The organism is Acinetobacter sp. 18QD2AZ41W, assembly GCF_009829025.1.
In the GTDB taxonomy this organism is placed as follows: Bacteria; Pseudomonadota; Gammaproteobacteria; order Pseudomonadales; family Moraxellaceae; genus Acinetobacter; species Acinetobacter pseudolwoffii.
Genome location: NZ_WURP01000004.1, coordinates 113,850 through 137,567, shown reverse-complemented (window position 1 = coordinate 137,567; position 23,718 = coordinate 113,850). Strand labels below are relative to the sequence as shown.

The following is a 23,718-nucleotide window of genomic DNA, read 5'->3' as shown; positions in this document are numbered from 1 at the left end:
GGTCAGAATTGATGAAAGAGTCTAAATAGGTGAATTTTGTTATCTATTTATTTTAAACTGAGTAACTTCTTTATATAGTCGTATACATAGAAAATAAGCATAGAGTATACTAGATGCTTATTTTTTTAAATTGATTTGATAAACTTTATTTAAATTTTTATCATAAAAACCATTTTGTATATAGTATTGAATATGAATTGGATAAGCATAACGATATATTACTTCTCTCATTTCAGGCTCAGTTAATGTGTTACAATATAACTTAGAATAATTATACATTAAATCCATTAAGATGGGAGCTTCCAAATTTTCAGAAATCTCACATTTTTGAGATTGCGCAAACAATGCCTCGCGTGAATATTTTTTAAATTCAAGGTAGAAAATAGATATTGAAATAGTGTAAATTAAAAATAAAATGAGGAAAGTAAAACTTCTGATCTGATAGATTTTAAAATTTTTAGATAAGGATAATGCTGGTATAACAAATATTAAAAAATATAAATATCTGAATGGGTATTCAAGTAAAGAGTGTATGATAAATGGTGTTAAAAATAGCAGTATTTCATAACCATAGATCTTATCTTTAATTACCTTTATAAAAAAAATGATTAAGTAAAAACTAAGAATTATCCCACCAATAACCCCGAACCATAAAAATAAGTCTAAAAATATATTATGAGAGGATACGTAAGGTGTTTTAAAATTTAGATTTCCAAATAATCTTGATGTTCTAACTCCATTTATACCATAACCGACCCATGGATTGACTAAAATTGAGCTAATACTATCGCTCCATAATGTTAATCTTGAATCATTTATTGTTTCACTGAAGTTTTTTACAGAATTTCTAGAGTTTTTTGAAAAAAAGTAATTACATAAAAAATATATTAGAATTAAAGTTCCAAAAAAAGTCATGTTAAAGTTAATACTTTGTTTATTCTTGAAAATAAATCCTAAAAAAGCTAAGAATAATAATGTAAGAATTCCTGTTCTTGAACCTGTCAGAAAAACAAAGAATATTAAATATACGGAGATAATATATAATAATTGTATTTTAATTATTTTTTTATTAAATAGTAGTATACTTGAAGCTATTCCCATCATGAAAAATGTGGATAAATGATTTGGTTGTCCAATATTTCCATAATAACGATTAATGCCTGTATGTTCGAGAATAAAAATACTATTAATATTAAAATATTGAAATATAATAATTATAGAATTGATTAAGCATAAAAAAATAATTGTTTTTAATATTAGAATAATGTATTCTTTCTTTTTGTAGATTTCGCTAATTATTAGTATTAATATAATAAAAAATAAATAAATGATTACTAAAATAAAGTCTTCTAGAAAATAGGAGTCCAATAATAGATATTGTATAAAGGAGAAAAAAAATAAGATTAAAGGGAAAATAAAAAATTCATTAATCTTAAATTCTTTCTTTCTTATGAACGGTAAGAGTAGAAGGCAAGGTATTAATAATATAAAAAATTCATTTTCAGCCACAAACCATGGAGCATAATGATATGGATATACCCAAGCTAAAACTAATAAGATTAAACTGATGATGCTTATATATTTATACATATATATATAAAACAAGGGCTAAAATAGCCCTTGCCTATGTTTAGTTCTTATTAGGATACTGTACAACCTTTAGGAGCAATTCCTGAGTTGATAGTAGACGCAGGTGAACCAGCGTTTTTAATAGTACAAGCCCATCCAGCAATATTAGCTCCATTACCTGATGCATCTGCTGCTACATCTGCACTACGTACAAGAGTTAACTCACCACCTTTGATTGTTGCAGATCCATCTAGTGTACATGTAATTGTGCCAGTAGTGCCTGTAGCAGTAACAGCGATTGTTGAACAATTTTTGGTAGAATTTTGTAGACCTAAGGCACCCGGAGTAGCCATTGACGTAGCATTGCCTTCAGATAATGCAAGTTCAAATTGAGTTTTAGCTGGACTAATTTCAGCTAAGGCAGCCGTAATTTGTGAACGAGCTGTATATTTTTGATATTGCGGAATCGCAATCGCAGCAAGAATGCCGATAATTGCAACAACAATCATTAATTCAATAAGCGTAAAGCCTTTTTGAGCGTTCATAACATTCTCCACAAATGTTTTGTTAATTTATTTATAAGCTTTGTAAGCTAATTTATAGTTTGCACAAAGTGTGCCAAGTTATATTACCCAATAATTTCTTATGAAATCAATAGATTGTTTAATAGTTTAAAAATATAAAAAATGTATAAGTAAATTTATGTAACTATTTGACAAAAATTGTCAGTTTTTATGCGTTAAATGCTTATACCGTTGAGCAGAATGAGATGAATTAAAAATCAATAGAGTTTAAGTTGAAATTACAAAATTACCAGCTTTTTGTTTATCATGTGCCAAACTTCTACTGCCTGATATTTCCATGAAATTCACGCTCGCCCTCATCGCAGCAATCCTGATCTCCCTTGCATGGCTTATGCCTGTGCACTATCGCCCCTGGGTCACTTATACGGGTGAGCTATATGCCTTTTTTGCGCTATTTGCGTTAGCTGCAATTTGCTTAAAAGAAAAACTTAAAATCCCTGCGATCAGTCTGCCATTGTTAATGCTTGCTTGTATCCCCGTAATTCAATTTCTTATGGGGCAAGTATTTTTCTTTAGCATCGCCATGATGGGCTTTATTTTTGTCTTTAGCTTTTGGCTGGGGAGTGTGCTCGGTTATCACCTTTCAACCGGAAACTATAATCGGGAAGAAACCTTTACCAACTTGAGTTATGTATTTTTAGCTTCAGGGACGATTACGGGTTTAATTGCGCTGTGTCAGTGGTCTAATTTAGATTCTGTACTGCCAGGCATGGTGAATATCAGTGGTACACAGCGGCCTTATGCCAACTTTGCCCAGCCGAATAATATGGCGACTTTCTTGGTCATGGCTTTGATGAGCTGCCTTTACTTATATGAAAAGAAAAAAATCCAGACCAAGTGGCTATTTGCCTGCGCTGCAGTGATTGTTATGGGAGTGGCTTTAAGTCAGTCGCGTACTGCTTGGGTGGCTGCCATCGCGATCATACTGTATCTGGCGTTCTATCAATATAAAGGGATTATTCGCCTAAAATGGTATTACAGCATCACTTGGTTCATCTTCTTTATTGCTTGTATCGTAGCTTTTCCATTACTCAGTCAGCTCGCTGCCCAAGCGATAGATGCGGATGTCGTGCAAAGCCGTGATGTGGTATCGCGTGCCACCGGTGATATGTCACGCCTCGCGATCTGGCAACAAATGCTTGCCGCCATTCAGTCACAGCCATGGTGGGGCTATGGCTGGTATCAGACCAGTGTCGCTTTTGTCTCGATTAGCGATACCGTGCAAGGTCCAGTCTGGATTCGTAGCGCGCATAATTTTATTCTGGACTTTTTACTCTGGAATGGACTGCTCATTGGTTTACCATTTCTGGCCTATTTCGGTTATTTGGGTTATCAGCTACAACGCTGGGTCAATACTCCAGAGTCTGTCATCGGGATCTTGATGATTGGGGCATTTGTGACACATGCCATGTTTGAGTTTCCACAGCATTATGCCTATTTCCTGTTACCAGTCGGTTTTATTCTGGGGACGATTTTGGCACAGAATCCAAAAATTAAAACCATTACCTTGCCTTCGATATGGATGAAACGGACTTTCAGCCTTGGATTGATCTTATTGCTCGTGATTTACCGGGATTATGATGTTGCGGTGCCAAAACTCGGACAAAGTATTCGCTATGAAATGCAGCCAGAAAAAATCACTAATGAAAAGCCGATTTATCTGTTGACTGAATTTAATCACCGGATTGCCTGGATTCGGGTCAATCCTTATCGCAAGATGAGCGAAGATGAAATTCATCAATATGAAAAGCTGGTGGTGAGCTATCCAACTAAATACAACTTTTTAAAATATATTCGTTTATTGGCTTATAACGGCTATGTAGATGAAGCACAGCATCAACTTCAGCGTTTAAATACGATTCAGAAAACTGAACTCAGCTATGCAGAGGTGACTCGGGATATGCCGCGCTAATAAGTACAAAAAAGCCAGCATCTGCTGGCTTTTTGATTTTCAATCGAAGCTTAGAGCTGACTTTGAATATAGTTTTCGATACCCACACTTTCAATCAGATCGATTTGCGTCGTGGTCCAGTCCAGATAATTTTCTTCTTTTTCCAGAATTTCCTGTACCAGATCACGGGTCACATAATCCATTTCAGTTTCAGCCAGTGCCACAGCTTTCTGAATGGTCTCAATGTTTTCTTTAACTTTACGTACATCACAATGCAGCACTTCTTGAGTATGCTGGCCGATATACAGTTTGCCCAGATGTTGCAGATTCGGCAGACCTTCTAAAAATAAAATCCGTTCAATAATTTTATCGGCATGCTTCATCTGCACAATCGATTCTTTATATTCTGCCGAGCCCAGTTTCTCAATGCCCCAGTCATTAAACATGCGTGAATGCAGGAAATACTGGTTAATTGCAGTTAGGTGGTGATACAACACCTGATTGAGCTGATTAATCACATCACGATTGCCTTTCATCACATAACTCCATTTGAACCTGTTTTATCTTTCTAAGAAAGCGCTCTAATGATGATATTAAAGCAAGTCAGGGGGCAATGGCGAGTAATTTATGGAACAGCAAATGAAAATCGCAATCAAATCGATCCAGGCTTAGATCAACGGCAATAAAAACCCGCCAGAGTCAGAGGCGGGGGAGGAGGAATGATCTGAGATCATTGATTTATGATTATCTTTATTCGGTTTAGGCGGCCACAGCCAAACGGGCCGCAATTTGTGAAACTTCATCACTGATGATCATACGGGCTTCTGGTGCACAGCGGCCACAGCAGGTTCCCAAGTCCAAGATATCGCGCACATCACGATACGTTTCAGCGCCATTTGCAATAGCATCTTTAATGTCTTGATCTGTAATGCCACGGCATAAACAAACGTACATAGGACACAACCACAGTGTTTAAATAAGATAAGTAATATTATTGATAATTGTTATCGTTTGTCAATAAAAATCATTTGAAATAGCTTTTATTGTGATTGGTGATTTAGATAAAAAAATATCACTCAAGCAAAAATCCGATTATTGCTCGGGTTTTTGCTTGAGTGATTCATGATTGCAAACGAAATATAGAAGCTTAGGTGTTACATAAATTTTAAAAATTATTGCTGAATGATAACAATGCCATCCATCTCGACCAGAGCATCTTTTGGCAGGCTGGCAACACCGAGTGCTGCACGTGCTGGATAAGGCTGGGCAAAATATTCACCCATAATCTGGTTCACCAGCTGGAAGTGCGATAAATCAGTCAGATAAATATTCAGTTTGGCGATGTCTGCCAGAGAGCCACCGGCCGCTTCGCAGACGGCTTTTAAATTATCGAATACACGGCGAATCTGTGCCTCAATGCCTTCAACCAATTCCATACTATAAGGATCTAAGCCAATTTGACCAGATAGATATAAGGTATCACCGACTAAAATGGCTTGCGAATAGGTGCCAATCGCAGCAGGGGCATTTTCAGTATGGATCACTTGGCGGGACATTAATTTCTCCTTTTATCATCAACATACATCATATTCGATCAATCCAGCCGACAACAGCATTATCGTTTTAAATGATTAACTCGCTTTAGATGCTTCGCTCAGAATGACGGGCCGGGTCAGACGGGTAATTCTTGGAAAACCGAAATACATACGCAGGTCCCGGATGATCTGGGCAATCTGTTTGCGGTTATGCACCACGATATTGACATAGGTTTGCTCATCCTGGGTGCGTACCATCTCTACCCCTGAATGTGCTTTACGACATTGATAAATCAGGTCAGAAATCTGCTCATCATCCATGGCCAGATCAATGCTGAGATAGGCGCTAAAGCTGATATCGTCCAGATCGTCGGCAGTCCACTGCAAGGGCATGATATTTTCAGGGTGCTGATGCTGTTCATGCAGCAGGTTATGACAGCGTGAACGGTGCACAATCAGGCCGCGACGAGTCAAATGACCTTGAATCGGATCGCCCAGCACCGGATTACAGCAATGTGCATATTTGACATCTACACCTTCAGTGCCCTGAATCAGGCGCCCTGAGCTGGCAATATTTTGATGCTGGTCTTGGGCAAATAAATGATTGGCCACCAGTTGCGGCAATAAGTCACCGACTGCAATCTGCTCAAACAGCTGCTCTTGAGTCGCAATATGGCGCCATTCCAGCAGGTTTTTCCAGTCCGCTTCGGTCAGATCCCGGATCGAACGATGAAACAGTTTTAGGGCACGATTCAGTGCCTGTTGACCCACCAGACGCTGTTCGTCCAGATCCTGATCGCGCAAGATATTCTGAATGGCTCGGCGGGCTTTCTGGGTGTTAATAAAACTGAGCCAGTCCGGGTTGGGGGTTGCCAGGACATCGGTAATGATTTCGACCACCTGGCCGCTGACTAGCGGGGTAGAGAGTGGTTTGGTCTCATTGTTAATTTTCGCCCCGATGGCATGGTTACCCAAGAACAGGCTGGCCGCATAAGCAAAATCAACCGCTGTTGCACCTTGTGGCAATTCGTGTAAATGCCCATGCGGGGTATATACCCAAATTTTTTCCTGATGCAGATAATCCAGTAATTCACTAAAGGTGGTTTTGGCACATTCACCATCGACCAACACGTTTAGATTTTGCATCGAGGCCTGAATTGCAGAACGACAGGCTTGGGGGGCATTTTCACCCAGTACCACACCAAAACGTGCGGCTTTACGCATCAGTTCGGTTTGAATGGTGAGCGACAACGTGGTTTTTTCACCTTTTAAACGCATCATCAAGGACTGGTTGCCACCGGGTAATGGACGGCGAATATGATCTTCATAGCTTTGAATTTTAAAGCTTTGAGTCAGAATTTCTGCCAGACGGTCACAATCTGCAATGCTTTGTAAAATAATTTCAAAGGCATGACTATGGGTCAGCTCTTGCAGGTCAATATCATTTTTAACAAAGTGGCGTAACAGCTCAATATTGTTATTTTTCTTTTTGATTCGACCTTCAATTTTATAGTCTTCTAAGAGGTCATTCAGCTTTTGTTCCCAGATCGCCTGATATTCACAACGTTTTGGCTTGGTTTCTAATAGCGCTGCCTGAACGTTGTTATACATGTCCAGATCAAGATTCTGATAACACAGATGTTCCAGATTGTCGGCCATTTCATTCATGCCGACAATACGTGCCATCGGCACAAAAATTTCAAAGGTTTCGCGGGCGATACGCGCACGTTTGTCCGGGCGTAGCGCCTCCAAAGTGGTCATGTTGTGATAGCGGTCGGCCAGTTTCACAATAATGACACGTGGATCCTGTAAGGTGGCTTGCAGGATTTTTCGGAATGACGCGGCTTTATTATATTCTTTATCGCTGGAATGACTCAGTTTGGTCACGCCATCGACCAGCTCGGCCACGGTAAAACCAAAAGTCTCGCTGATATCATCCTTGTTGAAGTCGGTATCTTCAATCACATCATGCAATAAAGCAGCCATGAGGGTTTCAGTGTCCAGACGCATATGCGCCAAGATACAGCTCACCGCAATCGGATGCAGGATATAGGGTTCACCACTTTTACGCACAATTCCGTCATGCGCGATATCTGCATAATCACAGGCCGCAAGCACACGTTCGACATCACGTTCATTTAAATACGCGTCGATCATCATCTCTAACTGTTGCTTGGCTTGACTGACCTGTGGGCCTGGCATAAAACACCTTTAAAACTGAGTTTCTTACAAATAAAACCATGAAAGCTTTGATAAATATGAATTGTAGCGCTTGCCAATTTTTTACTTTAACAAATAGAAAGCGGATTCAAGTTCGATAGCTAACCCTTATGTTATAACCGTTCTGGCATAAATATAAAAGTCACATAACAAAAAAAGCCTAGTTTAAAACTAGGCTTTTTTTGTGACGATATCTTATTGGAAAGAAAAACCGTCTAAGTTTAGATTATTTGCAGAAAGTGCAAGGTCCAGACTTGATGTTTGATAGTCCTGATCACGTTGTTTCAAAATATCTTTGGATACATGACCTGCAGCGATTTCACGTAAAGCAACAACAGTCGGTTTGTCATTGTCCCATTCTACAGTTGGTTCAATACCTTGACGTGCCAATTGACGCGCGCGCTTGCTTGCCACTAGTACAAGCTCAAAGCGGTTGTCTACATGGTCTAAACAATCTTCAACGGTGACGCGTGCCATAAGAATTCTCGTTTGAATAATAAATTTTAACAGACTGCACAGTATAAAAGGCTTTGCCTATAGACTCAAGTTTTAATCACTGTTCAGTGGGTGTGATCAGTTGCTGAATCAGTTTTTCATGACGGTTGGCTTGCTGCGACAAGGTTAAACGGTTGGCGATAATGACCGCTTCGAGATCATGCAGTGCCTTGTTAAAGTCATCATTGATAATAATATAGTCAAAGTTGCTATATTGCTGCATATCTTCCACTGCACAGCTCAGACGATGTTCAATCACATCAACTGTGTCGGTACCCCGGTTAGACAGACGTTCACGCAGGTCAAACTGACTTGGTGGCAAGATAAAAATTTGTTGAGATTCAGGAAAAAGTCGACGGACTTGTTGTGCACCTTGCCAGTCAATTTCCAGCAGCACATCATGGCCTTTGGCCAATTGTTCTTTAACAGTCGCCTGCGCGGTACCGTAGTAATTACCGAATACTTCTGCGTATTCAATAAAACCACCTTCATTGACCAGATTTAAAAAATCGTCTTTCTGGGAGAAATGATAGTGTACGCCATCGAGTTCGCCAGGTCGTTGACCGCGTGTGGTATGGGACACAGAAACGTGAAGGTTATTGACACGCTCAAGTAGGGCTTTAACAAGGGATGTTTTGCCTGTTCCAGACGCTGCAGAAACGACAAACAAGAGACCCGACATGATATTTTTCCTGATATGATAAAATATCTTCTCTATTTTAGAGTAGACCGGCTTTAAACTAAATAGTTACCAGTCGATTGTTTTACATTTATTTCAATTGAACCGCTAAAAATGGTGTGAGTATTGAGGATTCTATGGAAATTGTTTTAGCCAACCCACGTGGTTTTTGTGCTGGTGTAGATCGTGCCATTGCGATCGTGAACCGTGCCCTAGAATGCTTTAATCCGCCGATTTATGTACGGCATGAAGTGGTACATAACAAATTTGTAGTCGATGACCTGCGTCAGCGCGGTGCGATCTTTGTTGATGAACTCGATGAAGTGCCCGATGACAATATTGTGATTTTTAGCGCACATGGGGTTTCAAAAGCGGTACAGCTTGAAGCCGAACGCCGTGGTTTAAAGGTTTTTGATGCGACCTGTCCGTTGGTGACCAAGGTGCATATCGAAGTGACCAAATATGCCCGTGAAGGCGTAGAAGCCATTCTGATTGGTCATGAAGGTCACCCTGAAGTCGAAGGTACCATGGGTCAGTATGACAAGAAAAATGGTGGTGAAATTTATCTGGTCGAAGATGAAGACGATGTTGCTGCCTTAACTGTGCATCATCCTGAAAAAGTGGCTTTTGTCACTCAAACAACCTTGTCGATTGATGATACCGCAAAAGTGATTGATGCTTTACGCCAAAAATTCCCGCTGATTCAGGGACCACGTAAAGATGATATTTGCTATGCCACCCAAAACCGCCAGGATGCAGTACGAGATCTGGCTGAGCGTTGTGATGTGGTGCTTGTCGTGGGTTCGCCAAATTCATCAAACTCCAACCGTCTGCGTGAGTTGGCAGAACGTATGGGTAAAGCGGCTTATCTGGTTGATAATGCAGATGAACTCAAACAGGAATGGTTTGAAGAAAATGCCCAGATTGGAGTAACCGCCGGAGCCTCTGCACCAGAAATTCTGATTAAACAAGTCATTCAGCGTTTACAGGATTGGGGTGCCCAAGCATCTAAAGAGCTGGATGGTCGTGAAGAGAATATTACATTTAGTTTACCCAAAGAGTTACGTATTCCGGTAACTCAAGCCTAAAGTGTTAAGCACTTAACATTCTGAATTTTTTAGGAATTGACAGATAATTGCTTTTTGGCAATTATCTGTTTTTTTATACCTTTTATCTGTTGTGTGTATGTTTTGTAATTAAGTGAGATATTATTTTTAATAGGGTAAAGTTTTGTTGCTTTGGGGGCGGGATGAAAAAGAATAAGGGATTTACGTTAATTGAGTTGATGGTGACGATTGCAGTGTTGGCGATTATTGCGACGATGGCTGCTCCCTCTTTTGGGGATTTATTACAAAAACAGAATTTAAATAGAAGTACTCAGGAATTAATTGGGCAATTAAATAATGCTCGCTCTAAAGCAGTATTAGAACGAAGAGAAGTTGTGGTTGTATTGAACTCCCTAAATGCAGATACGCCAACTCAGCTGAATTGGTCGCCTCAAGGTGAGGCAATATTAAAAACGAGTTCTCCAACCATAATTACTTTTCAGTTGAATGGAGGGGTAAGAGACTTTGCTACAAATATTAGCGGTCAGCCATTTATTATTTGTAATGAAAGTGGTGGTAATAAATCTAAAAATATTAGCCTCTCTTTAATGGGTATATTACAAGTGACGGAAGGTACATGTTAATGAAAAAATCAAGTTATCAACATGGCGTAGGTTTAATAGAAGTATTGGTTGCAATGTTGGTTTTAGCAATCGGTGTTTTGGGTTTTGTGGCCTTGCAATATCGTGCAGTAGAAGCAAGTGCAGAGAGTAGCTATCGTGTTCAAGCTATTAATATTGCAAGAGACTTGGGTGAGCGAATCCGGGTGAATCGTGGGGTTATTGGTACTTATATGCAAGAAATGGGTGATCCAGATGGGCAGATGTCTTCGACTAGAGATTGTTTTACGGAAAATTGTACACCATTAGAACTTGCAGATTTTGATGTGGCACAAGTAACTACTCAAGCAAGGTCAGTGGGAATGACCATGAATGTGATCGATTGTCAGGGAAATAATGATGGTCGTAATTGTGTTTATGTTGCGTGGAATGATACGTCTGCCACAGATGGGGAGGGGGAGGGTGATTGCACCAATAGTACAGCTTATAACCCTACCTCAACTTGTTTGATTATGGAGTTGTATTAATGACTAAACTGTACTCATTAAATACCGTCTCCTTACATAAGGGTACTAAGCGCTCTTTATTGCATGTGCAAACTTTGTCGGAACGTACTCAATGGGGCTATGCCTCGGGCTTTACATTGCTTGAGTTAATGATTTCGCTTGCATTAGGTTTAGTAATTGCTGCCGCTGCCACAATGTTGTTTCTTACAGGGCAGAAAAGTTATGTTTTACAAACAGGTATGTCTGACTTGCAGGACAATGGCAACTTTGGTTTGAACTATATTGTGAAAGATATTCGGTCAACGAATTTAAATACAACAACAGCCCAAGTAAATGATGAAACTGAATATGGTGGAATAGTTTTAACTTCATCTGTTAATGCGACACAAACACCTGCTGTGCCAGCAAATCCTACCACGCCAGCTGTTGCAGCTGTTCCCTTAAGTAACCTCTATAAAACAATTGAGGGAGGGAGTGCAGGTATAAACGTGTTATCTAGAAGTCATGGAATGACAGCAGGAACTGCACCTGCATGGACGGGAGTGTCTAATGTACAGCAAATTGGTGAAGATGAAGAAGGGAATGCTACAGGTACAGATATATTAAGTGATCAACTCACCATTCAATTTACACCACAATATATTTTGGATGATAAAACGACACCTGCTACGGATGATGATGATTGGGTGGGAGGATTTGATTGTGAAGGGCAAGAGCTAAGATTTCCAGTAGAAAACCCTGGCGGCAATAGGCCCTTTGGTCGGCAAATGGTGGTACAGCGTTATTTTTTAAGAACAGATACAAATGCAGGTAATGAACCAAATCAGCCTTTGGCTTTAGCCTGTGAAGCAGGCTTTTATGCTTTAGCAGAAACTGGAGTAACGCGCGTAGAAGGGGGAGCGCCATCTCAAGTTTTGGGTGCAGCAAATTTTGGTGCAAGTGCGGGTCAAATCATTATGAAGCGTGTTGACCATTTCAGAGTTCAACTAGGTGTACAAAATAATAATAGCTATCGTTATATGTCTATCAATGAGTATATGGATATTACAGCAGGATCACGTCCCCGTATTTTATCATTACAACTTGGTGCATTGGTGCGTTCTAATCAGTCTGTTGGAGGGGATGCAATGGTTTCAGATGATCAAGCTTTTCAAGTACTAGATCAGAATGTCAAGCTAAAAACACCTGTAGCAAATGCTCCAAAATATGTTCGAGAGGTTATTTCTCAGACAATAGCATTGCGTAACACGTTTGGAGAGCGGTAATGAAATTTTATTCATCACAACGTGGGGCAACGCTTATTGTTGTCATGATTATGCTATTGGCAATAACTATCATTGGGACATTAGCAATAAGACAAGGCTTAATCTCTTTGCGTGTAGCAACCAATAGCCAGGCACAACAGTTATTAATGCAGAACTCTGATGCAGCATTTTTTAATGTCGAGAGGGAAGCAAATTTGATTCAGAGTTTAAGCTCTAGCGGCATGTTTGGTTATATTAATGGTGCAATCAATAAAGATAAAGAATTGGTCTTTTGCTTTTTGGGAGAACAAACAGATTTTTTTGATATTAATCGTGCCAGCTTAATGGCGTGGGAAGAAACTAAAACGAAACCTACTAACAACTTATTAGGCAATGATGGTTATTGTAGTGTTGCTGCTACAACAAGTAACTTCTTTACCAGTGGTCGTCGTGCAGTCATGACACAAGTCGCTGTGAAATTTTCAAGTCAGTCAGATAATGATCCTTTTTACGGTATGCAATATGGCACCGATGAAAAAGGAGTGAAGTTTGAAAAGAATAAACCTGTCAAAGTATTTGCTGTCTCAATTATGCCTACATTAAGTGCTGCTAGTTCAAGTGATATAGATACATGTTTAAGTGAGCATATGAGTGAAGTCACGATACCTTCTGGTACACCAGTAGATTCTGACTCTGAGTTTAGACAGAGTGTGACAGACTGTTTGGCAAATTTGAATATACCGTTTACCTCGCAAGTCACTGAATATTTGATTGCGCAAGACTTTATATAAAATGGGGAATAGCAAGATGAAGCAAATTCAAAATAGAGAAAAAAAATCCTATGGTCAGAAATTGCTTGTGACTGGTATTGCAGCAGTTTGTACCAGCATGATAGCGACAAGTATCACTCGGGCCAGTGATATTGATATTTATCAGGAAGCGAAGTCAGGTACGATCACTTTGATGTTCATGATTGATATTTCTGGAAGTATGACAAATGAGCATGAAACAACCGATACGGCTCGAGCTGCTTGTGAGCTAAGTTCCTCCATGACAGCTAAAAATTTAGTGCAGGCAGTCATATCAGGTGGTCCATCTTATCGTCGCCAATGGTGTGAGCAAAGCAGTAAGTGGGTAGCAGATGATCGTATTACTCGAGTTAAAGATGGCATGATGGATTTGTTACATGGTAATCCAGGTAAAGGAATCGCCCGGTTATCTGATGATAAGGTGATTGGATTGTCGACATTGGGGGCTAATGATGGCAAACGTATTACGCTTAATCAACGTTCTGGTTATTATGATACAGGGTCAGTGCTGGTACCTGCACGACGGTTGGATACAGATGTTCAAATCGATAGTACAACCACAAAAAAACATAGGGAAATTCTTATAGATGCAGTTAAGAAGTTAGAGCCTAAAGGTGCAACTCCTACAGCTCGTTCCTATGCAGAAACTATCGCATATATGATGGGAAAAAATACTCAAAGCAGTTCAGGTGACAATAGAATCTATTATTTTGAAAGTACTCGGTCAGGGACAACTTATTATCGAGAGTGTACTGAATGGAGCAGTAATCAATGTACTAAATTTAGTGCAGAGAATACGACTAACCCAATGGAAGTACCTGAGGAATATACTCTAGAAAATTGTACGTACTATATTAGAACTAGTGATAATAAAGCCAGGACTTCAAGTAGTAGTGGTTATACAAAGTATGATGGCAAATGCTTTAAAGGTTGGGCTACAACAGATATTACTGGAAGTGGATTTAAGTATTCAGCTAAAGAAACTAAAGTCGATGCTTCAGGGCGGTATCGTGCACCAGCATCATTAACTCAAGAAGACGATATAAAAAAATGTAGTGGACAGGGAATTTATATTTTAACGGATGGTGCTGCATCCAATGATAGTAGTTCACGAGCATTAATGAGAAATGCTATTGATAATAGTGCTTTTAATTGTGGGGCAACTACAGCGGATGGTACATATGCTTGTGTACAGGCTATGGCAACGACTCTGTTAGATCCTAATAAAAATCCAATGAAACTGAAGTTTAAGACAGCAATCGTAGGGTTTGGAAAAGATTTCAATAATGTACCATCTTATAAAGCTGATGAATCACAGGAAGAAAATCTTAAGCCATTTTTGCAAAAAAATCCAAATGGAACCCTTAAAAGAGATACTAATGGTAATGTGATAAAAAGAACGGATTTAACATCTGTCGAGGAATCAGCATATTGGGGAATTATCGGTGAAGGGGGGTGGTATTCAGGTAGTAACTCAGAGGATATTGTCAAGAGTGTAAATCATTTTATTGATAATTTGGGTACTGGGATTCCATCGGTAACCACAGGTTCACCCACTATTCCTAAAGATGCACTTAATCCTGTAGTTTTACAGGATGATGCTTATTATCAACAGTTCCAGCCTACCCCTGATAAAAACTATAGTCTTTGGTTGGGTAACTTAAAAAAATATACTGTAGGTTCATCTGGGAAATTAAAAGGTAAAGATAGTCAAGATGTTCACGATAGTCGTGGTCGATTGATTTTACCTACTTATGACACCAGCGGTAAATTAACATCCGCTGTTTATGATTTTTGGTCATATGGTATAGATACTAATACGACCATTGCGGACGCTGATGAAAATACGATTGGAAGTAAAAAGTTCGCTGCTAAAGGTGGTATGTGGTCACAACTGCAACTGCGTACAGAAGATAATGTTTTACAACGTAAATTACTCACCAATCGCGTAGGTACAGGAACTGGTACAGCAGCGACATTTACAAGCAGTAATAGTACATTACGTACTGTCAATTTGGATTATCTTACGGATCCCACTTATCAAGATGATCCTGATCGTGGTTATCTTATGAGTTTATTGGGGTATAGAGTTGATGCAACACATCCTGATGCAATTACGACAACTTCCTTGGCATCAGCACCAGAACTTCGTCAGGTAGGTGCGATTATGCATTCTCTTCCTGTACTAGTAACCAATAAAGGTAAAGTCTCTTATAACACTACAACAAAAAAAATTGGTTCAACGAATCGTGAAGATTATGTATTGTTTGGCACAACACAAGGGTTATTACATGTTGTGGATGCCAAGACTGGACAAGAAAAGTTTGCATTTGTGCCAAATGAAATGGTTGATAATCAATATAAAGGTTTTACAGATTACACATTAACTAGTGGGGGAGTTAATCATCTTTATTATGGTATAGATGGGCCTTGGACTGTGCATACCGAATATGTGATTGATAGTTCTGGTAATTTAACTGTAGGTTCAGGTAAAGGCACAAATCAAAAAGGCAAGCAACTTGCATTTGGTGGTCTACGTATGGGGGGGCGCAGTTATTACTCTCTGGATTTACAAAATATAGATGCTCCTAAGTTGAATTTTCATATAAACCCGACAGGAACATGTAGTAATAGTAATCCACTTGGTTGTATGGGAGAAAGTTGGTCTAAACCAAGTGTTGCTTATGTAAATTGGGGTGGTAAACGTACGCTAGTGATGTTTGTAGGGGGGGGGTATGATAGAGGTTACGAAACTGATACTTATGACCAGACCGACAGCAAAAAAGGTGCAGGCATATTTATGTTTAGGGCCGAGAACGAAACGGGGACAGGAACAGGGAAAGCAGGAGACTTACTCTGGTGGGCAAATGCTAATGCAACGACCAGTGATACAAGCACCAGTAGCGGTACAATCGGTTTAAAAGATGCTAACTTGAAATATAGTGTGGTCAGTGAAATTCGTACTGTAGATCGTGATGGAGATGATTTGGTCGACCACTTATATTTTGGTGATTTAGGCGGTCAGGTTTTTCGTGTGGATTTAAATAATAAAGCTACGACACTTGGAGTATTTGGTAAAAGAGTACAACGTATCCTTGATCTAAATACAGAAACAAGTAGCGGTAAACGCCCGCGTTTTTACGATATGCCAAGTTTTTCAATCTACAATGAAAAAGGTAAAACATTCGCAGTCATTTCTATAGGTAGTGGTAACCGTAGTCAACCTTTACAAGACTATACCGTAGGTACAACGGGAGTTAGGTATGATGCAATTTATAATCTTTATGATAAAGATGTAGCACGTAAAGAATTATATACAACAAGTAGTCTAAATACTAAAAATATCAAAGATTTGGTCCTATTAACAGAAGATAACCGTTATAGTGATACGACACCAGTTGCCCAGTATTCTACCAATGGTTGGTATTATCAATTTAATAACTGTGTGGCTGGTAGCGATGGTACAAAAAAAGGTTGTAATGATTATAAATTACAAAGTGAGAAAGTGTTTGGAACACCTTTGGCCATGAACTACCGTTTATATGTGTCGACATTTGATAGTAGTAAACCTGGTATATCTGGCGATTGTGGGGCAGGGGTAAAAGGTGAAAGCTTTCTAACTACATTCTGTTTACCTTATGGACAATGTAAATCTGGAGGAAGCAGAGGTAAGCCAATTGGTATAGGGATTCAAAATATTACAACAGGTAATGATAATAAGTGTGAAGGCGATGAATGTAACGATGGTGACGATGGTGACGATGGTGACGATGGTAACGGTAGTACCGACGATGAAGATAAAGTAGCGAGTAGCTCAAACTACTGTGCCAATACTGGCGGGCGAATTTTAGTTACTACTACTGGTGCGGGTGGCGTTGGCCAAGCTACCCAAATGTGCTTAATTCCTCAACGCTGGTACGAAAAAAATAGTTTAATTAGGTAAGAGGTTGATATGAAAATTGTTTTATCTACCCAAAAAGCTTTTACTTTAATTGAACTGATGGTAGTGATAGTGATTGTTGCAATTTTTGCAGCAATCACTATTCCAAGTTATCAAGGGTACGTTCGTAAAGCGAACGCTGCACAGGCTCAACAGGAAGTGCAGCGTATTGCCAGTGAACTTGAAAAATGGAAATCTAGGAACTTTAACTATTTAGGTTTTAATTTAAGTTCAAATTCAGTTCAAGGGTATAGCTTTGATATTAGAGATGGAAGTGCTTTAAATCCATTATTAACTGCTAGCTCAGCTAGCGGACAAAATTGGGTCATTCGTGCAGAGCATACTGCAAATAAAAACTATACTTTTTTGATGAGCAGTGGGGGGCTTCGCTGTAAAAATAAAACCGAAGCGAATGTGAGTTTTACTGGTTGTGGGACACTAGTAACCGGGAGAGAAGAATGGTAAGAAAAAAAATCTCTGGATTTACACTGATTGAGTTGATGATTGTTGTTGCTATTATTGCAATCTTAGCAGCAATTGCTTACCCATCTTACCAAGACTATGTGCGTAAAGCGAAAAGGATTGATGCACAAAGTGCAATGGTGGATATCGCTAGTAAATTACAGAAATATAAAATCGCTCGTTTTAGTTTTGAAAAAGCAGATGGTAGTTTCGTAACTTTAGCTGATATTGGTGCTACCAATCAACTTCCTTCAACGGGAATTGCACTGTATACAATAGCATTATCTAATCAAGGTTTGGGAACTTGGACTTTAACAGCAACGCCAACAGGTGCACAAAGTACAGATGGTCATCTTGTTTTAAATCATCGTGGACAGCGTTGCTGGACCAAAGGTTCAGATCAGAATGGCGGCACAGCCTGTACTCCCTCAGCCACCTCTAACTGGGACGGCCGCTAACTAAACCCAAAATTCTACCTAAACACTTTTTGATCTTTCATTCAGAGAAAACTTCGCGTAAAATGTTGCCCTCTATGAAAGGGGTTTGAAATGTATCGATGGTCGGTGCAGGGATAATCCGTAAAAACTATAAGGTTCTATCATGGTTGTTATTCGTCTTACTCGCGGTGGTGCTAAAAAACGTCCGTTCTATCAAATCGTTGTAACTGATAGCCGCAATGCACGTGACGGTCGTTTCATCGAACGTATCGGTTTCTTCAACCCGACAGCTCAAGGTAAAGCAGAAAAACTTCGTTTAGATGCTGACCGTTTTGCTCACTGGGTTTCTCAAGGTGCTCAACCTTCAGATCGCGTTGCTTCTTTAGCTGCTCAAGCTAAAAAAGCTGCAACTGCTGTTTAATATGGTAGTAGATTGCCCATGATACCAACACAGAATGTTCCCGAAGATCGTATTCAGATTGGACAGCTACGTTCAGCATATGGATTAAATGGGTGGCTCTGGGTCTATTCCAATACAGAACCCATGAGTAACATATTTGACTATCTGCCTTGGTACATTGAGACCAAAGCAGGTTGGCAAATTGTCGATGTAAAACGTTGGAAACCACATGGTAAAGGCCTGGTTGTTTCGCTTAAAGGTGTGAGTGATCGCACTGGGGCAGACCAACTGGTTGGCACCAATGTCTGGATTGCTAAATCGCAACTACCTCAAGCGGGTGTAGATGAATATTATTGGTCTGATTTAAAGGGTCTAACAGTGTTAGGTCTGAATGATGAGGATCAAGAAGTGAATCTCGGTCAAATTTTTGAACTGTTTGAAACAGGTGCCAATGATGTGATGGTGGTTCGCGCAACTGCCGACAGTATCGATGGCGAAGAGCGCATGATTCCATGGCATAAAGATGTGGTACAACGCGTTGATCTTGAAGCTGGTCGTATTTACGTCAATTGGGGCGTAGACTACTAACACTTTTTGGAAATAAGGGAGTCTGCGATGTTTTTTGCAGTCATTACGCTTTTTCCTGAAATGTTTGAAGCGATTACAGCCTACGGTATTAGCGGGCGCGCAGCAAAACGTGATTTGATGCAAATTCATTGCATTAATCCTCGCGATTTTGCGACGGGCAACTACAAACGGGTGGATGAACGTCCATTCGGTGGTGGTCCGGGTATGGTGATGATGGCGGAGCCTTTGGCACAAGCAATCCACCGTGCCAAAGAGCTTGCAAATGAAGCAGGCGCAGTTCAGGTTCCTGTGGTGTATATGTCACCGCAAGGAAAAACCTTAAACGAAACTGCAGTACAAGACTTCGTTCAATATGACGGATTGATTGTACTGTGTGGGCGTTATGAGGGGGTCGATGAACGTTTGATCCAGCAATATGTTGATCAGGAATGGTCAATTGGTGATTATGTTTTGTCGGGTGGTGAACTGCCAGCGATGGTTTTATTAGACAGTATTATCCGGAGGCTTCCGGGGGCGATGTCTGATGAACAATCCCATGTGCAAGACTCCTTTGTGGATGGTCTGTTAGACTGCCCACAATATACCAAGCCTGACCAGTTTGAAGGTTTGGATGTGCCTGAGGTACTTAAATCAGGTCATCATGCAAACATTGAAAAATGGCGGTTTTTGCAGCGTTATCAGCGAACACTTGAACGTCGACCTGAACTGGTCGAACAAGTAGAATTGACCAAGCAGCAAAAAAAATGGCTGAAAGATTTGTAAGACATTGCTGAGAAATTGGTGCTGTCTTCGAAAACGGTACTTAAATTGAGTTTAAGTATTCTTTAATAGGCTCTTTAAAGTTGAGATGGTCAACTTTAAAGGGAAAGATAATCGGGTCTATGCGCTTTAGCCTCTAGCCCCCGCGATGATCAGACCTCTTCTGACTCGCATTATTGGAGATACCCCATGAGCGGTAAGCATCCTTTAGTTCAAGTAATTGAAAATGCACAATTGAAACAAGACATCCCTGCTTTCGCACCAGGTGATACAGTGATTGTTTCTGTAAAAGTTAAAGAGGGCGACCGTGAGCGTCTTCAGGCTTTTGAAGGTGTTGTAATTGCGAAGAAAAACCGTGGTTTGAACTCTGCGTTCACAGTACGTAAAATTTCTAGCGGTGTTGGTGTTGAGCGTGTATTCCAAACTCACTCTCCAATCGTAGCTAAAGTTGAAGTGAAACGTCGTGGTGATGTTCGTCGCGCTAAACTTTACTACCTACGCGAATTGTCTGGTAAAGCTGCACGTATCCGTGAAAAATTACCAGCTCGTAAAGTTAAAGCTTCTTAAGTTTAGGCTCAAGTTAAGTTTTATCTCGAGTTTAAAAATGCGCCTTTGGGCGCATTTTTTATATCCTAATATTGATATAAGAACTATAAGCCTTGCAGTTTCAATCGATTGGCATGTTGACGATACACATCGACTGGGTCAGGGGCAAAGATGCTTTTCAGGCCCAAGACCATATTGACTTCATCCAGATGATTCCAGTTGTAGTTATCACGAATGGTTTTACCAAATTTGGCACTACAGCGAGAGACCAGACCATCATTGTCCTTGCCACCATCAATCAGCAGGCTGGTGACTTTCAAAGCAGAGTCAGGATCGAGAATGTTGGTGACTGTGCCGGTGCCGGTAAATGAATAGTTATAAATATTATTCTGTTTATATGCACCTTCGCCACAGGTCGTACTTGACATTCCCAACGGATATTTCTGATTAAATTGTGCCGATCCTGCCAGTGTCAGACTGCGACCACCTGCAAGAGAATCATGCGGGAAGCTGTTTGGATCCAGTCCTTGGGCCCAGGTGATGGCTTTAGACACCAGATTAATCCCACCGACCAAAGGGCCTTGTAGTGGCGTATCTTCTGCCTGAAGAATCAGATCTGCAACTGGTGAGCCTTTATGCGGCGCACCGACCGCAGTCAGAGAGGCGACCAGTTGAGGCGCTACACCAGCGACATAACGAATCGTGGGACCACCATGAGAATGACCAATCAGATTGACTTTAGATGCGCCTGTAATCGCCCGAATTTCCTTCACTTGTTCTAAGAGTTGTTCACCACGAATTTCTGATGAGTTAAACGGTGATACTCGGGTCGCCCAGACATTGCCACCATTGCGGGCCAGATCCGGTAAAATCTGATACCAGTAATCCAGACCAAACTGATCTGTACCGACCCGGATAAAGCCTGCCATCCCGTGTGCAAACACGATGGGATATTGGGTCTTGGCATAGTGTGAGCTGGCTTTCGCTGTGACCTGACTGGCTTGAGTGGATGCCTGAGCCGTGACACATGTGCCAGCCAGCAGCAGACTGGTGATGAATAAGCCGTATTTCATATATTTTCCTCATTTTTGTTGTTTTGACAGGATGATTCTTATCCTGCTTTGCCAAATGACCCATCCGAAACGGGCGAGTTAGGTTTTAAGTTGCTGTATTTAAAAATTATGATTGATGGATAACAGTAAATGATTTATAAGCCTTGCAGTTTGAGCCGGTTGGCATGTTGGCGATAGAGTGCAATCGGGGCTTGGGCAAAAGGCCCTAAAATGCCGAAAAACTGGTTCACTTCATCGAAATGATTGTGGGCATAGTCCTGACGAATGATCTGACCATAACGTCCACTACATAAAGGTAGAGCGCCATCGTTGGCTTCACCTTTTAAGAAAGTCCCGCCTAAACTGACAATAGTCGATTCAATGATATCCAGAGGATTGGTGGTTTGCCGGTTGCCCATCCAGGAGTAATGATGAATGCCATTGGCTGTGATCTTTATGCCTTGGGTCTGACAGTCTTTAGGAATCGCAGCAGAACCGTATTTTATATTGAAGGCTCGAATGTCTTCAGGATGCATGGCACTTAAGGCCGCTGTGATATTTACCGGATATTGATTTGCTGTTACCAGATTCATGCTGTAGCCCAGAATTGTTCCAATGGCATGAATCAGCGGTTCTAGTAAAGGTGTCTGGCTGGCATTGACAAAAACAGGTGTGCCTTTCATTGCGCCTGCAATTGCGGTCAGTGAAGCCACTTTGGCAGGTGCAACAGCTTCGATATATTGAATGGTGGGTCCACCTTGACTATGTCCGATCAGATTGACTTTAGCTTTACCCGTCAGAGCGAGAACTTCATCAATTTGTAGCAACAACTGTTCACCACGCAGTTCATTGGATGCAACCGCAGATAATTCCGCGGAAAATACCCGGGCACCATGACGGGCTAAATCTTGCGGGATCTGATACCAATAATCTAAACCGAGATTGTCGGTTCCAATCCGGTTAAAGCCCAGACCGAAGCCATGGACAAAAATGAGCGGATAATGGGTTTTGGCGTAGCTGGATATAGTGAATTTGGGAGTGTATTCCAGCAGTGCACTCTGCTTGGCATAAGCTAGGGAACAGCTGAATCCAATGAATAGACTGACGACCAGGTTTATAATCTTCATTATTTTATCTCCGTCATCCGGAAAATGATGACCGGTTATATAGCAAAGCCTTTATCAGTCCTGATAAAGGCAAGCGCCACTTATAAACCTTGCAGCTTTAAGCGATTTGCATGCTGACGGTATAGCGTCACCGGATCTGGAGCAAATAGGCCTTTCAAGCCAAACATCATATTGGCAAGATCGGTATGATTCAGTTTGTAATTGTCATTAATGACTTTACCCATATACGCACTACAACGTGCCACCATGCCATCATTATCTTTATTGCCATAAGACAGTGGGCCCAGCTGCATTAAAATCGTATCGATGTCTAAGGCATTGGTGGCTTGTGCTACACCTGTCCATGAATAGTAATAAATACCTTTAGAATCTTTAGGTTTGAGGTTTTTATTACAGTTCTCAGTTGCTGCTAAAACGCCGTCTTTGACTGCTTCTTTTGCAACAGTTGCATTAAAGTTTTTTGATTCTGTTTGGGTTAATGATTTCATGGATGCATCAAAATCGATTTCTAATTCAGGTTTAAGCTGAGCGAGTGCAATTAAAGGTCCCACAATATAGTCACCTAAAATATTAAACGCGGTGCGGCTTAAACTATTGCTTTGAATATCGTCAGCAACTTTAGAACCATGATAGGTACCAGCAACGCCTGTAATCGATGCCAGATATTCTGGTTTAGTGGCAGCGACATAGAGCACGGTTGGCCCGCCATGAGAGTGACCAATCAGGTTGACTTTGTGTTTGCCGGTGATTGCTATCACATCTTCAACCTGGCTGATCAGCTGTTCACCGCGATGTGCTGTTTTATTTGCCGGAGACAACTGGGCAGCAAAGACGGTAGAACCATTGCGTGCCATATCCGGCAGAATCTGATACCAGTAATCCAGCCCGATGCTGTCGGTGCCAATACGTGACCAGCCTAGCCAGCCATGTACCATCAGAATAGGATATTTGGTTTTGGCATAATCAGATCTGGCCTTTTCAATGACCTGTGTCGCACTTGCCGCGGCATGGGCCTGTGCAGAAAAGCTTAATCCCAGAGTTGTTGCTAAAGTCACAGTCAGTAACTGTGCTGTCTTGCTGAAAGTACGCATAAGCATCCCTTTTTAATTTTATCGTTATTCAAGCAATCATTGCTTTTCTAGAGTGTTGTAAGCCACAAAATCAGACTTTGGACCATACAGTTTTGGCCTTCTATGGCTGAGCAATTTT

Annotated in this window: 24 protein-coding genes; 13 read left to right on the top strand and 11 right to left on the bottom strand. The window is 40.6% G+C overall.

The genetic code is table 11. From position 1 onward, the window contains the following. Window positions 1-117: 117 nt before the first annotated feature. Both GVV58_RS08205 and GVV58_RS08200 read right to left on the bottom strand, forming a co-directional pair. A complete protein-coding gene (locus GVV58_RS08205; RefSeq protein WP_159516316.1) occupies window positions 118-1,590 on the bottom strand; it encodes a pilin glycosylation ligase domain-containing protein in 1,473 nt (490 codons plus the stop codon). Between the two features lie 50 nt (window positions 1,591-1,640). After that, window positions 1,641-2,114: a pilin gene (locus GVV58_RS08200; RefSeq protein WP_159516315.1), complete on the bottom strand. Its 474-nt coding sequence runs from the start codon at window positions 2,112-2,114 to the stop codon at window positions 1,641-1,643. Window positions 2,115-2,430: 316 nt separating this feature from the next. Here GVV58_RS08200 and GVV58_RS08195 point away from each other — a divergent pair, with 316 nt between their 5' ends. Then, window positions 2,431-4,065 carry an O-antigen ligase family protein gene (locus GVV58_RS08195; protein WP_159516314.1) on the top strand — a complete coding sequence of 545 codons (1,635 nt, stop codon included), beginning with the start codon at window positions 2,431-2,433 and terminating at the stop codon, window positions 4,063-4,065. Between the two features lie 50 nt (window positions 4,066-4,115). Here the strand turns inward: GVV58_RS08195 and bfr are convergent, their stop codons facing one another. The 6 genes from bfr to gmk form a co-directional block, all read right to left on the bottom strand. Next, a complete protein-coding gene (gene bfr / locus GVV58_RS08190; protein ID WP_004896252.1) occupies window positions 4,116-4,580 on the bottom strand; it encodes a bacterioferritin in 465 nt (154 codons plus the stop codon). A gap of 223 nt (window positions 4,581-4,803) precedes the next feature. Continuing rightward, window positions 4,804-4,998: a bacterioferritin-associated ferredoxin gene (locus tag GVV58_RS08185; protein ID WP_004732422.1), complete on the bottom strand. Its 195-nt coding sequence runs from the start codon at window positions 4,996-4,998 to the stop codon at window positions 4,804-4,806. Between the two features lie 218 nt (window positions 4,999-5,216). Next, entirely contained in the window at window positions 5,217-5,600 is a 384-nt protein-coding gene (locus GVV58_RS08180) for a RidA family protein (protein WP_074383622.1), read from the bottom strand. A gap of 75 nt (window positions 5,601-5,675) precedes the next feature. Further along, a complete protein-coding gene (locus GVV58_RS08175; protein WP_159516313.1) occupies window positions 5,676-7,781 on the bottom strand; it encodes an HD domain-containing protein in 2,106 nt (701 codons plus the stop codon). 213 nt (window positions 7,782-7,994) lie between these two features. Beyond that, window positions 7,995-8,276, bottom strand: coding sequence for a DNA-directed RNA polymerase subunit omega (gene rpoZ, locus GVV58_RS08170; protein ID WP_004650579.1), 282 nt, complete (start codon window positions 8,274-8,276; stop codon window positions 7,995-7,997). 76 nt (window positions 8,277-8,352) lie between these two features. Next, window positions 8,353-8,976 carry a guanylate kinase gene (gene gmk / locus GVV58_RS08165; RefSeq protein ID WP_005094292.1) on the bottom strand — a complete coding sequence of 208 codons (624 nt, stop codon included), beginning with the start codon at window positions 8,974-8,976 and terminating at the stop codon, window positions 8,353-8,355. 134 nt (window positions 8,977-9,110) lie between these two features. Here gmk and ispH point away from each other — a divergent pair, with 134 nt between their 5' ends. From ispH to rplS, 12 genes are all read left to right on the top strand, one after another. After that, the gene (ispH, locus tag GVV58_RS08160) at window positions 9,111-10,061 is read left to right on the top strand and encodes a 4-hydroxy-3-methylbut-2-enyl diphosphate reductase (protein ID WP_159516312.1); all 951 of its coding nucleotides are present in this window, start codon (window positions 9,111-9,113) and stop codon (window positions 10,059-10,061) included. Window positions 10,062-10,222: 161 nt separating this feature from the next. After that, the gene (locus GVV58_RS08155) at window positions 10,223-10,663 is read left to right on the top strand and encodes a prepilin-type N-terminal cleavage/methylation domain-containing protein (protein ID WP_159516311.1); all 441 of its coding nucleotides are present in this window, start codon (window positions 10,223-10,225) and stop codon (window positions 10,661-10,663) included. Beyond that, window positions 10,663-11,166: a type IV pilus modification protein PilV gene (gene pilV, locus GVV58_RS08150; protein WP_171502640.1), complete on the top strand. Its 504-nt coding sequence runs from the start codon at window positions 10,663-10,665 to the stop codon at window positions 11,164-11,166. Before GVV58_RS08155 ends, pilV begins: the two co-directional genes overlap by 1 nt. Next, window positions 11,166-12,410, top strand: a complete 1,245-nt coding sequence (locus GVV58_RS08145; RefSeq protein ID WP_159516309.1) for a PilW family protein — start codon at window positions 11,166-11,168, stop codon at window positions 12,408-12,410. Before pilV ends, GVV58_RS08145 begins: the two co-directional genes overlap by 1 nt. Further along, a complete protein-coding gene (locus GVV58_RS08140; RefSeq protein ID WP_159516308.1) occupies window positions 12,410-13,180 on the top strand; it encodes a PilX N-terminal domain-containing pilus assembly protein in 771 nt (256 codons plus the stop codon). The genes GVV58_RS08145 and GVV58_RS08140 overlap by 1 nt, the downstream gene beginning before the upstream one ends. Before the next feature lie 16 nt (window positions 13,181-13,196). Continuing rightward, a complete protein-coding gene (locus tag GVV58_RS08135) occupies window positions 13,197-17,141 on the top strand; it encodes a pilus assembly protein PilY (protein WP_159516307.1) in 3,945 nt (1,314 codons plus the stop codon). Between the two features lie 9 nt (window positions 17,142-17,150). Then, window positions 17,151-17,603: a type IV pilin protein gene (locus GVV58_RS08130; protein WP_159516306.1), complete on the top strand. Its 453-nt coding sequence runs from the start codon at window positions 17,151-17,153 to the stop codon at window positions 17,601-17,603. Continuing rightward, window positions 17,597-18,058, top strand: a complete 462-nt coding sequence (locus GVV58_RS08125) for a type IV pilin protein (RefSeq protein WP_159516305.1) — start codon at window positions 17,597-17,599, stop codon at window positions 18,056-18,058. The genes GVV58_RS08130 and GVV58_RS08125 overlap by 7 nt, the downstream gene beginning before the upstream one ends. A gap of 142 nt (window positions 18,059-18,200) precedes the next feature. Beyond that, on the top strand, window positions 18,201-18,458 hold the full coding sequence (gene rpsP / locus GVV58_RS08120) for a 30S ribosomal protein S16 (RefSeq protein WP_005094274.1): 258 nt from the start codon (window positions 18,201-18,203) through the stop codon (window positions 18,456-18,458). Window positions 18,459-18,476: 18 nt separating this feature from the next. After that, complete coding sequence (gene rimM, locus GVV58_RS08115) at window positions 18,477-19,025, top strand: ribosome maturation factor RimM (RefSeq protein ID WP_159516304.1); 549 nt, start codon at window positions 18,477-18,479, stop codon at window positions 19,023-19,025. Between the two features lie 27 nt (window positions 19,026-19,052). Further along, entirely contained in the window at window positions 19,053-19,787 is a 735-nt protein-coding gene (gene trmD, locus GVV58_RS08110; protein WP_004644986.1) for a tRNA (guanosine(37)-N1)-methyltransferase TrmD, read from the top strand. 186 nt (window positions 19,788-19,973) lie between these two features. Next, window positions 19,974-20,351, top strand: a complete 378-nt coding sequence (gene rplS / locus GVV58_RS08105) for a 50S ribosomal protein L19 (RefSeq protein ID WP_005094271.1) — start codon at window positions 19,974-19,976, stop codon at window positions 20,349-20,351. A gap of 83 nt (window positions 20,352-20,434) precedes the next feature. Here rplS and GVV58_RS08100 read toward each other — a convergent pair whose 3' ends face one another. The 3 genes from GVV58_RS08100 to GVV58_RS08090 form a co-directional block, all read right to left on the bottom strand. Further along, on the bottom strand, window positions 20,435-21,403 hold the full coding sequence (locus tag GVV58_RS08100; protein WP_074383612.1) for a triacylglycerol lipase: 969 nt from the start codon (window positions 21,401-21,403) through the stop codon (window positions 20,435-20,437). A 134-nt stretch (window positions 21,404-21,537) separates the two neighbouring features. After that, window positions 21,538-22,509, bottom strand: coding sequence for a triacylglycerol lipase (locus tag GVV58_RS08095; RefSeq protein ID WP_159516303.1), 972 nt, complete (start codon window positions 22,507-22,509; stop codon window positions 21,538-21,540). A gap of 80 nt (window positions 22,510-22,589) precedes the next feature. Further along, window positions 22,590-23,600: a triacylglycerol lipase gene (locus GVV58_RS08090; RefSeq protein WP_159516302.1), complete on the bottom strand. Its 1,011-nt coding sequence runs from the start codon at window positions 23,598-23,600 to the stop codon at window positions 22,590-22,592. Window positions 23,601-23,718: the final 118 nt, after the last annotated feature.

What these genes read in the sequence shown, in the direction of transcription:
- GVV58_RS08205 (WP_159516316.1), bottom strand. Translation starts at nt 1,590, where the DNA reads ATGTATAAATATATAAGCATCATCAGTTTAATCTTATTAGTTTTAGCT.
- GVV58_RS08200 (WP_159516315.1), bottom strand. Translation starts at nt 2,114, where the DNA reads ATGAACGCTCAAAAAGGCTTTACGCTTATTGAATTAATGATTGTTGTT.
- GVV58_RS08195 (WP_159516314.1), top strand. Translation starts at nt 2,431, where the DNA reads ATGAAATTCACGCTCGCCCTCATCGCAGCAATCCTGATCTCCCTTGCA.
- bfr (WP_004896252.1), bottom strand. Translation starts at nt 4,580, where the DNA reads ATGAAAGGCAATCGTGATGTGATTAATCAGCTCAATCAGGTGTTGTAT.
- GVV58_RS08185 (WP_004732422.1), bottom strand. Translation starts at nt 4,998, where the DNA reads ATGTACGTTTGTTTATGCCGTGGCATTACAGATCAAGACATTAAAGAT.
- GVV58_RS08180 (WP_074383622.1), bottom strand. Translation starts at nt 5,600, where the DNA reads ATGTCCCGCCAAGTGATCCATACTGAAAATGCCCCTGCTGCGATTGGC.
- GVV58_RS08175 (WP_159516313.1), bottom strand. Translation starts at nt 7,781, where the DNA reads ATGCCAGGCCCACAGGTCAGTCAAGCCAAGCAACAGTTAGAGATGATG.
- rpoZ (WP_004650579.1), bottom strand. Translation starts at nt 8,276, where the DNA reads ATGGCACGCGTCACCGTTGAAGATTGTTTAGACCATGTAGACAACCGC.
- gmk (WP_005094292.1), bottom strand. Translation starts at nt 8,976, where the DNA reads ATGTCGGGTCTCTTGTTTGTCGTTTCTGCAGCGTCTGGAACAGGCAAA.
- ispH (WP_159516312.1), top strand. Translation starts at nt 9,111, where the DNA reads ATGGAAATTGTTTTAGCCAACCCACGTGGTTTTTGTGCTGGTGTAGAT.
- GVV58_RS08155 (WP_159516311.1), top strand. Translation starts at nt 10,223, where the DNA reads ATGAAAAAGAATAAGGGATTTACGTTAATTGAGTTGATGGTGACGATT.
- pilV (WP_171502640.1), top strand. Translation starts at nt 10,663, where the DNA reads ATGAAAAAATCAAGTTATCAACATGGCGTAGGTTTAATAGAAGTATTG.
- GVV58_RS08145 (WP_159516309.1), top strand. Translation starts at nt 11,166, where the DNA reads ATGACTAAACTGTACTCATTAAATACCGTCTCCTTACATAAGGGTACT.
- GVV58_RS08140 (WP_159516308.1), top strand. Translation starts at nt 12,410, where the DNA reads ATGAAATTTTATTCATCACAACGTGGGGCAACGCTTATTGTTGTCATG.
- GVV58_RS08135 (WP_159516307.1), top strand. Translation starts at nt 13,197, where the DNA reads ATGAAGCAAATTCAAAATAGAGAAAAAAAATCCTATGGTCAGAAATTG.
- GVV58_RS08130 (WP_159516306.1), top strand. Translation starts at nt 17,151, where the DNA reads ATGAAAATTGTTTTATCTACCCAAAAAGCTTTTACTTTAATTGAACTG.
- GVV58_RS08125 (WP_159516305.1), top strand. Translation starts at nt 17,597, where the DNA reads ATGGTAAGAAAAAAAATCTCTGGATTTACACTGATTGAGTTGATGATT.
- rpsP (WP_005094274.1), top strand. Translation starts at nt 18,201, where the DNA reads ATGGTTGTTATTCGTCTTACTCGCGGTGGTGCTAAAAAACGTCCGTTC.
- rimM (WP_159516304.1), top strand. Translation starts at nt 18,477, where the DNA reads ATGATACCAACACAGAATGTTCCCGAAGATCGTATTCAGATTGGACAG.
- trmD (WP_004644986.1), top strand. Translation starts at nt 19,053, where the DNA reads ATGTTTTTTGCAGTCATTACGCTTTTTCCTGAAATGTTTGAAGCGATT.
- rplS (WP_005094271.1), top strand. Translation starts at nt 19,974, where the DNA reads ATGAGCGGTAAGCATCCTTTAGTTCAAGTAATTGAAAATGCACAATTG.
- GVV58_RS08100 (WP_074383612.1), bottom strand. Translation starts at nt 21,403, where the DNA reads ATGAAATACGGCTTATTCATCACCAGTCTGCTGCTGGCTGGCACATGT.
- GVV58_RS08095 (WP_159516303.1), bottom strand. Translation starts at nt 22,509, where the DNA reads ATGAAGATTATAAACCTGGTCGTCAGTCTATTCATTGGATTCAGCTGT.
- GVV58_RS08090 (WP_159516302.1), bottom strand. Translation starts at nt 23,600, where the DNA reads ATGCGTACTTTCAGCAAGACAGCACAGTTACTGACTGTGACTTTAGCA.